Raw genomic sequence first — 12,981 nt, 5'->3', positions numbered from 1 at the left:
CCGAACCGTCTGCGTTTATGCGTTTACAAAATGAAGCGTGACACATCGTGATCGCCGGCAATATCGGCAAGGCAGCGATCCACATATGCAGTATCTATGACAATCTCTTTCTCTTTGAGATCCGGCGCATTAAAGGAAACCTCTTCAAGGAGTTTTTCAAGCAGTGTATAAAGACGCCGCGCGCCGATATCCTCTGTTTGTTCATTGACTGTTTCCGCCAGCTCAGCAAGGCGCCCGACTGCATCCTCCTCAAAGTGAAGAGATACGCCTTCCACACCGAGAAGCGCACTGTACTGCTTGATCAGCGCGTTCTTCGGCTCTGTAAGGATGCGTTCAAAATCCTCTTTGACGAGAGATTTCAGTTCCACACGGATGGGAAAACGCCCCTGCAGTTCAGGAATGAGATCTGACGGCTTTGCGATATGAAACGCTCCGGCTGCGATGAAGAGGATATGATCGGTTTTCACGGGACCATACTTTGTCACCACCGTAGATCCTTCTACAATGGGCAGGATGTCGCGCTGCACACCTTCGCGCGAGATATCTGCGCCTGTACTGTGTCCGCTGCTGACAGCAACCTTGTCGATCTCATCCAAAAATACAATACCGCTATACTCTGCAGCGCGCACCGCCTCCTCGGCAACGACATCCATGTCGACGAGTTTGTCTGCTTCCTCTGCTGCAAAGATTTTGCGGGCCTGATTGACAGTAACCTTACGCTTTCGATGACGTTTCGGAACGAGCTTTCCGATCATGGACTGCAGATTATCACTCATGCTTTCAAGAGATGATCCGGCAAACATTCCACCCATCGGACGGGCAGATTCCTCTACATCAATCTCGATCAGGTCATCCTCCAGCTCTCCGCTGCGCAGACGCTTGCGTACCCATTCACGACCGGCCTGATATTTGGGAGGCTCCTGTGCCTCGATCTTTTCTTCCTGTTCCGATGAAAAGAGACTTCCGAGCGGATTACTGGACTTCTTCTGAACCGGAACAAAGACATCAATGAGCCGCTCCTCTGCATTCTCCTCCGCCTTCTCTTGGACTTCCTCTATTTTTTGCTGACGCACCATTCGCACAGCAGTTTCCACAAGGTCCCGCACAATCGACTCGACATCTCGGCCGACATAGCCGACCTCCGTAAATTTCGTCGCTTCTACTTTTAAAAACGGCGCACGGACAAGGCGTGCCAGTCGACGGGCGATCTCTGTCTTGCCAACGCCAGTTGAGCCGATCATGAGAATATTCTTCGGAATGATATCGTCCCGCAGCTCCGCATCCAGCTGTCGGCTGCGCCATCGGTTGCGAAGGGCGACGGCAACAGATCGTTTCGCCTCATGCTGGCCCACAATATATTTATCAAGCTCGACAACGATCTCACGCGGCGTCTGCTCATTGACTCCGACAGGACTCATGATTCCAGCACCTCCACTGTAATATTATGGTTCGTATAGACACAGATATCTGCGGCAATCGAAAGAGCTTCCTTGGCAATTGCAGAAGCATCCATATCGCTGTGCGCGGTGAGAGCACGAGCTGCGGCGAGTGCGAAGAATCCGCCCGAGCCGATTGCCGTGCAGTCTCCGTCCGGCTCTATGACTTCGCCATTGCCGGAGATCATAAGAATGCTGCTTTGATCTGCCACAAGGAGAAGCGCCTCGAGTTTGCGCAGAATTTTGTCGGTACGCCAATCCTTTGCAAGCTCCACAGCTGCGCGCTGGAGATTTCCGCTGTATGACTCGAGTTTTACTTCGAATTTTTCAAATAAGGTGAACGCATCTGCAACAGAGCCGGCAAATCCGGCGAGGATCTTCCCATGATAGAGGCGGCGAACTTTGCGCGCGTTTGCCTTCATGATTGCACGTTCGCCAAAGGTGACCTGTCCGTCGCCCGCGACGGCAACTTTGTTCCCCTTTTTAACCGCCACTATCGTTGTTGCGTGAAATATCATTTCGCACATACTCCTTTCACATGCTCTCATGAAAATGCTCCAGCACATTCAGTGCCCGCTCGGCGAGCAGAAGCTTTTTCTGCGGCTTGCGCGTGCGCCGCGGCAGATCTGTAAGCGGAGGAAGCAGCCCAAAATTGATATTCATCGGCTGAAAATGAGCCGAATCACAGGAGGTAATATAATGCGCAAGGGCTCCGTGGCAGGTCATCCGCGGGAATGCAAGGGGCGATTCCCCCCGTGCAAGACGTGCAGCATTCAGCCCCGCCATAAGTCCTGATGCTGCAGACTCGACATATCCCTCTACTCCGGTCATCTGCCCCGCAAAAAAAATGCACTCGTTCACATTCAGCTGAAAGGTTGGGCGCAGGTGACGCGGTGCATTGATGTAAGTGTTCCGGTGCATGACACCGTAGCGCAGAAATTCTGCTTGTTCCAGTCCTGGAATCATCTGAAAAACATGCTTTTGTTCCGGCCACTTGAGCCGCGTCTGGAATCCAACGATATTATAGATCGTCCCCTCCGTATTGTCCTGCCGAAGCTGGACGACGGCGTGGGGGCGCTCTCCCGTCACTGGATGCTCTAAGCCGATCGGCTTGAGCGGTCCATAGAGAAGAGTGTCCTTTCCGCGTGCCGCCATGACCTCGACTGGCATGCACCCCTCAAAGAAAATCTCTTTTTCAAAATCATGTACCTCGGCCTTCTCTGCATGGACGAGAGCATCCCAAAAAGCATCGTACTGCTCCTCATTCATCGGGCAGTTGATGTATGCGGGCTCTCCCTTTCCGTAGCGCGAGGCACGATATACCGCCGTCATATTAATACTTGAAGAACTCACCAAAGGAGCAGCGGCATCATAAAAGTACAGGGCAGCATCCCCCAGCAGCGATCGAATCGCAAGGGAAAGAGCGCCGTCCGTTAAAGGCCCTGAGGCAATAATGACAACACTGTCATCCACAGAAGGAATCTCTGTAATCTCCGCATGGTGAACACTGATATTGGGATGCTGCACAATATGTTGTGTGATATAATCACTGAATTCAGCACGATCAACAGCAAGCGCTCCGCCGGCAGGCACAGCGGTTGCATCTGCTGCCTGCATGATAAGAGATCCGAGGCGGCGCATTTCCTCCTTGAGCACACCAACAGCATTTTCAAGGCCCGCTCCACGCAGAGAGTTGCTGCATACAAGTTCTGCAAATCCGTCCGTCTTATGTGCAGGTGATCTGCGCAGGGGGCGCATTTCAAAGAGCTCCACCGATGCGCCGGCTCTAGCAGCCTGCCATGCTGCCTCGCTTCCGGCAAGTCCTGCACCGACAACAATGACTTTTTTCACGAACGCGTTCCTTTTCGGCCTGATGTTTTCTTTTTTACCGCCGCACGCTTCTGCTCTTTCTCATCAGTCCCTCCGGGGGCCTGTGTGCGAGCTCTCTGACGTGCAAGCTCTTTTTCAATCGGACTGCCGATGCGCGTGGTGCAGGCTTCATTGCTGCAATAGAGAATGGCGCGTCCCGTACGGTAACGATGCTTTTGCATGAACGCACCACAGGTTTTGCAGGTCTCTTTCTGTGGTTCATCCCATGTGGTGTAATCACATGCCGGGTAATTGTCACAGCCAAAGAAAGAACGCCCGCGACGGCTCTTGCGCTCGACAATCTTCCCTCCGCATTTGGGACAGGAAACGCCCGTATCACGCAGAAGAGGCTTTGCATTCCGGCAGTCCGGAAATCCAGGGCAGGCGAGGAACTTACCGAAACGTCCCTGCTTCACGACCATCATTCGTCCGCATTTATCACAGGGAATATCCGTGACCTCATCGGGAATATCCACCTCGCCGATGACGCTCTCTGCTTTTTTCAACGTCTCCTCAAATGGATTATAAAAATTTCGGAGTAAATCGTTCTTGTCAAGGCTCCCATCCGCGACTTCGTCCAGCTCTCCCTCAAGATTTGCAGTGAACTTCACATCTACAATATGCTTAAAGTATTCCTCGAGCATATCGGTCACAATAAAGCCGAGCTCCGTCGGGTGAAATTGCTTTTCACGACGTTCAACATAGCCGCGTTTCTGTATAGTTTCAATAATAGGCGCGTACGTGCTCGGGCGCCCGATGCCCATTTCCTCAAGCGTCTTTACAATTGATGCATCATTGTAGCGCGGCGGAGGCTCTGTGAAATGCTGCTCCGGATTCAGTTTTGAGAGTGCAAGAGAATCGCCTGCCGCAAGCTCAGGCAGAAGAGTGTCCTTTTCCTTTTTCGATATCTCAGCCCCCACATAAACCGCAGTATAGCCTCTGAATTTGAGTTTTGATCCGTGTGCGCGCAGCTGATAGTCGCCTGCTGCAATTTGTGCCGATATTGTATCATATACGGCTGCAGACATCTGGCTCGCGGCAAATCGCTGCCATATGAGTGTATAGAGGCGCAGCTGATCACGGTTGAGATAGTGCTCAACATCTGCCGGTGTCCGCAAAATACTCGTCGGGCGAATTCCCTCATGGGCATCTTGGGCCTTCTTTCCCATCGCGTAGATGTTGGGACGCATCGGAATATATTCTTTTCCGTATTCGGCACTGATATAGCCGCGTGCCTCGTCCACAGCAAGATTAGAGATGCGTGTTGAATCTGTCCGCATGTATGTGATCAGTCCAGTTGCGCCCTGTCTTCCCAACACGATTCCCTCGTAGAGCTGCTGTGCGATCATCATCGTACGCCCGGAGGTAAATCCCAGTTTACGCGCGGCATCCTGCTGGAGAGAACTCGTTGTAAACGGTGGCGCCGGCTTTTTGCGCCGCTCGCTCTGTTTGACTTCTTTGACGAGAAACTTCTGCTGTGCCAGATCGTCAGTCAGAGTTTTCGTATCTGCTTGGCTGTGCAAAGACAGTTTTTTCCCGTGTGCATGCGTTACTTCTGCCGCAAAGGATTTTTCCCCTTTTTTAAGTTTTGCTTCAACTGTCCAATACTCCTCGGACTGAAAACTATCAATCTCGCGTTCACGATCACAAATCAACCGTACAGTCACAGACTGCACGCGCCCGGCGGAGAGCCCTTTGCGCACCTTGCGCCAAAGGAGCGGTGAGAGTTTATAGCCCACGATGCGATCAAGCATACGTCGCGCCTGTTGGGCGTCAACCTGCTCCATATCAATGGGACGGGGGTGCTGAACGGCTTCTTCGATGGCAGGCTTTGTTATTTCATGAAAAACAATACGGCAATCTTTTTTTGGATCTATGCCAAGAATAAAGGCAAGATGCCAAGCAATGGCCTCGCCCTCTCGATCTGGATCACTGGCCAGATAGATTTTATCCGCGTCTTTTGCTTCTTTTTTTAGGGAGCGAATCAATTCTCCTTTGCCGCGAACATTAATGTATTTCGGAGAAAAATCATGCTCCACATCAATACCAAACTGGCTCTTCGGCAAATCTCGGAGGTGTCCCATAGATGCTCTGACAACATAGTTCTTCCCGAGATGCCGTTCAATTGTTTTCGCCTTTGCAGGAGATTCTACAATGACAAGTATTTTTTGGGGCAATTTTTTTCCTGTTGTTTTTAGATTTTTCACCGATTTTGTGTTCGACTTTTTTGTTTTTTGCGCAGATGTCAGCGTAGCCAATCTGTCAGTTCCTTTCGACACGCCGGTAGGCATGCATTTCATTTTCTGTAATAAGCCCTTTGAGCTGCATTTGAAGTAACAGAAGCGGGATGCTTGTCGTTATGGTATCCGGAAGACTATCCATTATTTCATCCATGGTCAGCGCATGTTCGAAAGACAAGACCTGAAAGATACGAGCCTCTTCCGGAGTCATCTGTTCACGCACAGGACGACGCGGGGGTTCTGCCAAATGCATTTCCTCCAATATCTCTTGCGGCGACTCTACCAACCGAGCTCCTGCACGAATGAGATTGTGGCACCCGCCACTCTGAGGAGAGTAGATGCTGCCCGGAACGGCATATACATCCCTGCCCTCACTGAGGGCCATTTCTGCTGTGATGAGAGACCCGCTGCGCTTTGCCGCTTCGACAACGAGCGTACCTTCCGATAATCCGCTGATGATGCGATTGCGTGCAGGGAAAAAGGCAGGCAGAGGCTGAGTACCAGGCGCATACTCTGAAAGGACCGCGCCCCCCGACTCGACAATTTGCGACAGCAAGCGGCGATTTTCTGGCGGATAGGCAATGTCAACACCGCATCCGAGGACAGCGACTGTCCGCCCTCCGCGGAGTGCTCCACGGTGTGCACGGGTATCAATCCCGCGCGCTGCGCCGCTGGTTATAGTCACTCCTGACCGCGCAAGCCGCTCGGCGAACTCCATCGCTGCAGCTTCGCCGTAAGCTGTGAATTTACGTGCGCCGACAATGCCAATCCGGCGTGCATCCGGAATCAGCGTACCACGATAATAGAGCACCAGTGGTGGATCGAAGATTTCCCGCAAAACGATCGGATATAAATCATCATTAATCGTGCACACAGCAATTCTCTGCCGTGTGCAGTCTTCCTCAATTTGTTCCGGCAGATCAGGATGCCCTTCGATGTGTTGGATAAGCTCCTCGGCCAGAGTCGGCGAAAGAGCACCCGTTGCTTTAAGATCCCCAAAGGACAGCGACCATATCTCCTTCGCTGAAGATACGGCCGCATACAAGCGGCGCATGCGCACACTCCCGATATGGCGGCATTGGAGCAACGCTGCCAAATACCATCGATCCTCCATTGATGTTCACACGCTCCCCATATTACATAAATTCATATAAGATTGCAACCAGCATCATTTATTATCTTGGAAATAATTCATCACCAAAGACATAGTAGAGCATCAAGAAAATGAGGAGGATTAGGAACAAATCTGACATAACTGTACTCCTATAAAAAAAGAGGGGCTATGCCCCTCCCCAGATTCTGCATTATCACATAACGCGGCGCGCTCCGATATAACATGCGCCCCAGTAACCGCCGTACAGGTTGTCAATCGCAACGCCGCGGCTTGACGAGGCATTAATGAAATTTCCATTTCCAAGATAAATGCCCACATGCGACGGTCCATATTCATAGGTGGAAAAGAATACGAGATCTCCCGGCACCATTTCAGCCGATGAAACCGGATATCCGACATCGTACTGTGCATCTGCAGTACGCGGAAGATAGATGCCTGCGTTTGCAAATACATAGCGCACAAATCCAGAGCAGTCAAACCCGGACGGCGTCGTTCCGCCAAAGGAGTATGGAACGCCAATGTACTGCATGGAGTCGGAAATCACGCGCCGAACAATGTAGTTGGAACCTCGGCTGACCTGCGGCATCGATTTCCCGAGAAGTGCCTGATAGGTGACCGGGCCAACCATACCGTCGACGGCCAGACCATTCGCTGCTTGGAATTCCTTAACAGCTTCTGCCGTTGCCGGGCCGAAATCACCGTCAGCAACAACATCATATCCAAAACTGGAAAGCTGTCCTTGAATCTCAGCAACATCCGTTCCTTGATCACCAATCTGGAATGACTCTGCGCTCACAATAGATGCGGAGCAGAGGAGCATTGCGGATAAAGCAAGAATCTTGATTTTCTTTCGCAAGCAAACACTTCCTTCCACACGAAGATACGAAATGGTATTGGCTGTGAGAAACCAATAAGCCGAGTTCTGTTCCGCCATTACGGCGGCGACAATCATTTATCTGGGACACCAGTTACCGGGTGCCTCAAGCGACTCTACCCGGAAGGCTGACGGGCCGTCAGAATCCCTCCCTATTTGGTCTTGCTCCATGTGGGGTTTACCCAAGCCAGCCAGTCACCTGACTGCTGGTGCGCTCTTACCGCACCTTTCCACCCTTACCGATCAGATCGGCGGTTTAAATTTCTATGGCACTGTCCCTAAGGTTGCCCTTGCTGGACGTTATCCAGCACACTGCCCTGCGGAGCTCGGACTTTCCTCACTCATTTAATAAAATAAGCGCGATTGTCTCGGTTTCTCATACCAACGCAAAGATTATACCACATGTGGAGTACAGGTGTCAAAATATTCTCAGGCCCTTGTAATACATAGGATAGATCTTCGATTAGCGAACAAAAAAACGATTTTAGTATAAATTTTTTTCATTAGAAATAAGGCTTTTTCTATACGTCGTCACGATCCCATGCTTTACCAATCAACTCACGTATGTTAGAGATATTATTTTTATGTAAGTAATGTCCGAGACCATCACATATCTTCATCGTAATATTTGGATCGATAAAGTTCGCTGTTCCGACCGCAATAGCAGATGCTCCTGCGAGGAAGAACTCGACGGCGTCCTGCCATGAAGCAATCCCGCCCATCCCTATGACAGGAATGTGAACTGCGTGTGCGGTCTCCCATACCATGCGCAAAGCGATCGGTTTGACCGCAGGTCCGGAAAGCCCCCCCGTACAGTTGCCAAGAACTGGCCGACGACGGTCTATGTCTATTTGCATACCAACAAGGGTATTGATCAGAGATATAATATTTGCTCCGGCATTCTCGACTGCGAGCGCCATCTCCGTAATACTGGTAACATTCGGTGAGAGTTTGGCGATGACCGGCTTATTCGTTTGTACACAGACTGCACGAACGACGGCAGCTGCAGCATGCGGGTCCGTACCAAAAACAATCCCCCCCTCCTTAACATTCGGGCAGGAAATATTAATTTCGAGGGCAGCTATATCAGAACCGTTAAGTCTTGCGGCTATATGTGCATAATCATCAACAGAACTGCCTGATATATTGACAATGACATTCATGCCATAGTTCCTGATGCGCGGCAGTATCTCTGTCAAAAAGACATCTACGCCCGGGTTTTCAAGCCCAATGCAGTTCAGCATTCCCTCCGGCGTCTCTGCGATCCGAACACCATCATTCCCGCACCGCGGTAAAAGCGTTGTCCCTTTAACCATAACTCCGCCAAGTCGTGCGAGATCGACAAAGTCGGCAAACTCTTCACCAAAACCAAAGGTTCCGGATGCAGCCAGGACAGGTGTTTGCATCTCAATCCCCGCAATATTTGTATGAAGGAGGTTGTCATAGGCATAGTTCGAATTATTATGAAACATTATCGTATACCTCTGCAGCAGAGAATACGGGACCGTCCTTACAGACCTTTCGCCGACCGCTCTTTGTATTCACAGCACAGGAAAGGCAGGCCCCAAGCCCGCACGCCATACGGCGCTCGAGAGATACTTCACATGGAATATCGTGCTGCGCAGCGATGGCGGCAACACGCTCCATCATGACAGATGGTCCGCAAACGGCAATACTGTCGTAATCTCCGCGCTGAAGCAGCTCTGGAAGGAGCGTCGTCACAACCCCCGTGTTTCCGTATGAACCGTCATCTGTTGTTATAAAGCATGCACGCACATAGGGCTGATAGATTTTCTCCCAAAAGAGCTCTTCTTTTGTACGCCCTCCCATGAGAATCGACGTACGACGATGCTCTGCCGCAAAGAATAGGAGCGGTGTGAGCCCCATCCCCCCCCCGACAAGCAGTGGATGACGAAAGGAGGTATTAAACCCATGTCCAAGCGGACCAAGAACCGAAACCGTTTCCCTCGTGTTCGCCGCCGCCAATGACGCTGTGCCGCGTCCCACCTGTCGATAGATGAGGCGTATCCATCCCTTATCTCGCGAAACTTCGGCAATTCCGAGTGGACGACGTAAAAATCCACCGCCTACCGGCACGGTAATCTGTACAAATTGCCCTGGAAGTGCGCCGCGTGCAATCATGGGGGCTTCTATGGTAAGAATATCCACGCCGCTGATCGGATATGCATGCGATAAAACTCGAGCCTCTTCGATCACCTTAGGCAAGATCATCCCCTCCACCGACATAATCTTGAATAGCCAATGTATATACAAGACGCCTTTTCTGCATAAATTCAAGCACGCGCAACACCTCCCACGCCGTATCCAGCGAGGTGAGGCAGGCAATCCCGTGCTCAACGGTTGCGCGTCGGATCTTAAATCCGTCGCGGGCAGAATGTTTGCCCTGGGTCAGCGTATTGATGACCATATTAATTTTCCCGCTCTTGATCATTTCAATGATATCTGAACTTCGCTCATGCACCTTGCCGACAACTTCGACATCAATTCCAAGCGAAGCGATCGCTTTTGCTGTTCCCTCTGTCGCAACGATATCGAAGTTGAATTCGGAAAATGCCTTGGCAAGCTGCTTCAATTCCTCTTTATCCTTATTTGCAACAGTAAAAAGCAGACAGCCCTTGGTTGGAATATTGAGCCCCGAGCCGACAATTGCCTTATAGAGTGCACGCGCATAGTGATAATCCACGCCCATGACTTCGCCCGTCGACTTCATCTCGGGCCCGAGGGAGATATCGACATCCGTCATCTTTGCAAACGAGAACACAGGGGCCTTAACCGCAACATACGGGCGCGGCGGGATTAGTCCGGAATGGAAACCAAGTTCTTTGAGCGTCGCTCCCATCGCTACCTGCGTTGCCACACCTACCATATTGACATTTGTAATCTTAGACAGAAATGGAACTGTGCGGCTGGACCTCGGATTCACTTCAATAATAAACACCTCGTCGCGTACAACGACGAACTGTATGTTAAGCAACCCCTTCACATGGAGAGCGACGGCGAGGCGCTTCGTATAGTCGATGATTGTATAGATCACACGCGCAGGAAGCGTCTGCGGCGGATAGACCGCAATGCTGTCGCCTGAATGAATGCCTGCACGCTCAATATGCTCCATAATGCCGGGAATAACGACATCAACCCCATCTGAAATGGCATCGACCTCAACCTCTGTTCCCTGCATATAGCGATCCACAAGTACAGGGTGATCCGGCGTCACCTTTACGGCACGCCCCATGTAATCCCGCAGTTCTTCCTCATTGTAGACAATCTCCATTGCTCGTCCGCCGAGTACATAGGACGGGCGCACCATTACAGGGTATCCGATGCGTTCTGCCCCCGCTATGGCATCCTCGAGATTTGTCACGCTGATGCCCTCCGGACGTGAAATTCCCGTCTGGGTCAGCACCTCATCAAAGCGCTCTCTGTCTTCGGAACGATCAATATCGTTGACAGAGGTTCCGTAGATCCTTAGCCCCGCACGCTCAAGTTCTGCCGCCAGATTGATAGCCGTCTGCCCACCGAACTGCACGATGATTCCATCCGGCTTTTCCTTATCAACAATATTGAGCACATCTTCTACTGTCAGTGGCTCAAAGTAAAGGCGGTCTGAAATGTCAAAATCCGTACTCACCGTCTCCGGATTATTGTTGATAATGATCGCCTCGATCCCCATTTCGCGCAGCGCCCATACTGAGTGCACCGAACAGTAATCGAATTCAACCCCCTGACCGATTCGTATCGGTCCGGATCCGAGCACAATCACCTTCTTTTTATTGGATACAGTGACCTCATCTTCTGTTGCGCGAAAAGTGGAGTAATAGTACGGTGTCATTGCCTCAAATTCTGCAGCACATGTATCCACCATCTTATAGCAGGGCAGGATATTGTTACTGCGCCGCATCGTGCGGATCTCATCCCTTGTTTTATTCGTGATCTCAGCAATCGAAATATCTGCGAGGCCGACCCATTTTGCTGCAGCGAGAAGCTTCGGCGTCAGCGGCAACGAGGAGAGTTGATTCTCCACATCTGCAATGTGCTTGAGTTTATAAATGAACCATTTATCTACCTTAGTGATATTCGAAATCTTATCCACGGACAATGTTCCGCGGCGCAACGCCTCCGCAATAACAAAGATTCGCTCGTCGTTGACAAAAGACAATTGTTTCTCTAAGCGCTCGTTATCCCATTCGGCGAAGCGATCGATAAAAAGCCGATTAACACCGATCTCCAAGGATCGTACAGCCTTTAAGATTGCCCCTTCAAAGCTACGATCAATGGACATAACTTCGCCTGTCGCTTTCATCTGTGTCCCAAGTGTATGGTCAGCGTATATGAATTTATCAAATGGCCAACGTGGAAACTTGACAACGCAGTAATCAATTGTCGGCTCAAAACAGGCTTTTGTCTTTTTGGTAACGGAGTTGACAATTTCATCCAAAGTATAGCCGATCGCAATTTTTGAGGATACCTTTGCAATGGGATAACCCGTAGCCTTCGATGCAAGTGCAGAGGACCTGCTGACACGCGGATTGACTTCAATGACGTAATATTTGTCGCTCATCGTATCCAGAGCATACTGAGCATTACAGCCGCCCTCGATCCCCAGTTCACGAATGATCCTCAGGCTTGCACTTCGAAGCATCTGATACTCATGATCCGTCAATGTTTGTGCAGGAGCAACTACAATACTATCTCCCGTATGTACACCAACAGGATCAAAATTCTCCATACTACAGACAGTAATACAGTTGTCATTGCCGTCGCGAATGACTTCGAACTCGATTTCCTTCCATCCGGCAACACTGCGTTCAATAAGCACCTGCCCGATCATCGAATAATTAAGTCCTTTGATCACAATAGCAATGAGCTCTTCTTCGTTTTCCGCTATACCGCCGCCGGTCCCCCCCATGGTATAGGCAGGGCGAACAATAACCGGGTATCCGATGGAGTTTGCGAATTCTACTGCAGAGCGAACATCTTCGACGATTGTGCTTTCCGGAATCGGTTCACCGAGCTTCTCCATTGTCTCCTTGAAGCGTTCCCGATCCTCCGCTTTTTCAATTGCGTCGAGAGAGGTGCCGAGGAGTTCCACTCCATGCTGTTCCAATATACCTTTTTCGGCAAGCTGAACAGCGAGGTTGAGACCTGCCTGCCCGCCAAGTGTCGCAAGCAAACCGTCCGGCTTTTCCTTAGAGAGGATCTCTTCAAGAAAATCCACGGTCAATGGCTCTATGTAAACACGATCCGCAATATTAGTATCGGTCATAATGGTCGCAGGGTTGCTGTTGACAAGCACTACTTCCAGCCCGTCTTCTTTCAGAGCACGACAGGCCTGCGAACCTGCATAGTCAAATTCTGCTGCCTGCCCGATGATAATAGGCCCCGACCCAATGACCATGACCTTCCTTAAATTTTCTTTGCGCGGCATAT

The 12,981-nt window shown here is 50.7% G+C and carries 9 protein-coding genes and 1 other RNA gene; all 10 read right to left on the bottom strand.

The window, feature by feature from the left end:
• Positions 1 to 23: 23 nt before the first annotated feature.
• The 10 genes from hslU to carB all read right to left on the bottom strand — a co-directional run bounded on the left by hslU (position 24) and on the right by carB (position 12,979).
• Positions 24 to 1,418, bottom strand: coding sequence for an ATP-dependent protease ATPase subunit HslU (gene hslU, locus HMPREF7545_RS02810; RefSeq protein ID WP_006694165.1), 1,395 nt, complete (start codon positions 1,416 to 1,418; stop codon positions 24 to 26).
• Positions 1,415 to 1,954, bottom strand: coding sequence for an ATP-dependent protease subunit HslV (hslV, locus tag HMPREF7545_RS02805; RefSeq protein ID WP_040571154.1), 540 nt, complete (start codon positions 1,952 to 1,954; stop codon positions 1,415 to 1,417). Before hslV ends, hslU begins: the two co-directional genes overlap by 4 nt.
• Positions 1,955 to 1,970: 16 nt before the next feature.
• Positions 1,971 to 3,287 (bottom strand): methylenetetrahydrofolate--tRNA-(uracil(54)-C(5))-methyltransferase (FADH(2)-oxidizing) TrmFO, encoded by a 1,317-nt coding sequence (gene trmFO, locus HMPREF7545_RS02800; protein WP_006694163.1) that lies wholly within the window; start codon positions 3,285 to 3,287, stop codon positions 1,971 to 1,973.
• Positions 3,284 to 5,605, bottom strand: a complete 2,322-nt coding sequence (gene topA, locus HMPREF7545_RS02795; protein WP_155812204.1) for a type I DNA topoisomerase — start codon at positions 5,603 to 5,605, stop codon at positions 3,284 to 3,286. The genes trmFO and topA overlap by 4 nt, the downstream gene beginning before the upstream one ends.
• Positions 5,568 to 6,659, bottom strand: coding sequence for a DNA-processing protein DprA (gene dprA, locus HMPREF7545_RS02790; RefSeq protein ID WP_006694161.1), 1,092 nt, complete (start codon positions 6,657 to 6,659; stop codon positions 5,568 to 5,570). Before dprA ends, topA begins: the two co-directional genes overlap by 38 nt.
• Before the next feature lie 193 nt (positions 6,660 to 6,852).
• The gene (locus HMPREF7545_RS02785) at positions 6,853 to 7,515 is read right to left on the bottom strand and encodes a C40 family peptidase (RefSeq protein ID WP_040571152.1); all 663 of its coding nucleotides are present in this window, start codon (positions 7,513 to 7,515) and stop codon (positions 6,853 to 6,855) included.
• A gap of 40 nt (positions 7,516 to 7,555) precedes the next feature.
• An RNA gene (rnpB, locus tag HMPREF7545_RS09945) (RNase P RNA component class A) lies at positions 7,556 to 7,912 on the bottom strand.
• Between the two features lie 142 nt (positions 7,913 to 8,054).
• On the bottom strand, positions 8,055 to 9,005 hold the full coding sequence (locus HMPREF7545_RS02780; protein WP_006694159.1) for a dihydroorotate dehydrogenase: 951 nt from the start codon (positions 9,003 to 9,005) through the stop codon (positions 8,055 to 8,057).
• Positions 8,995 to 9,780, bottom strand: coding sequence for a dihydroorotate dehydrogenase electron transfer subunit (locus HMPREF7545_RS02775; RefSeq protein WP_006694158.1), 786 nt, complete (start codon positions 9,778 to 9,780; stop codon positions 8,995 to 8,997). Before HMPREF7545_RS02775 ends, HMPREF7545_RS02780 begins: the two co-directional genes overlap by 11 nt.
• Complete coding sequence (gene carB, locus HMPREF7545_RS02770) at positions 9,752 to 12,979, bottom strand: carbamoyl-phosphate synthase large subunit (RefSeq protein ID WP_006694157.1); 3,228 nt, start codon at positions 12,977 to 12,979, stop codon at positions 9,752 to 9,754. Before carB ends, HMPREF7545_RS02775 begins: the two co-directional genes overlap by 29 nt.
• Positions 12,980 to 12,981: the final 2 nt, after the last annotated feature.

This window comes from Centipeda noxia ATCC 43541, assembly GCF_000160555.1.
Classification (GTDB): domain Bacteria; phylum Bacillota; class Negativicutes; order Selenomonadales; family Selenomonadaceae; genus Centipeda; species Centipeda noxia.
Note: the sequence above shows the minus strand (reverse complement) of the source record. Positions and strands in the feature narration are given on the sequence as shown.

Bases quoted from the DNA above. Each gene is read 5' to 3' on its own strand.
- hslU (WP_006694165.1), bottom strand. From the start codon at position 1,418: ATGAGTCCTGTCGGAGTCAATGAGCAGACGCCGCGTGAGATCGTTGTC.
- hslV (WP_040571154.1), bottom strand. From the start codon at position 1,954: ATGATATTTCACGCAACAACGATAGTGGCGGTTAAAAAGGGGAACAAA.
- topA (WP_155812204.1), bottom strand. From the start codon at position 5,605: ATGAAATGCATGCCTACCGGCGTGTCGAAAGGAACTGACAGATTGGCT.
- dprA (WP_006694161.1), bottom strand. From the start codon at position 6,659: ATGGAGGATCGATGGTATTTGGCAGCGTTGCTCCAATGCCGCCATATC.
- HMPREF7545_RS02780 (WP_006694159.1), bottom strand. From the start codon at position 9,005: ATGTTTCATAATAATTCGAACTATGCCTATGACAACCTCCTTCATACA.
- HMPREF7545_RS02775 (WP_006694158.1), bottom strand. From the start codon at position 9,780: ATGTCGGTGGAGGGGATGATCTTGCCTAAGGTGATCGAAGAGGCTCGA.
- carB (WP_006694157.1), bottom strand. From the start codon at position 12,979: ATGCCGCGCAAAGAAAATTTAAGGAAGGTCATGGTCATTGGGTCGGGG.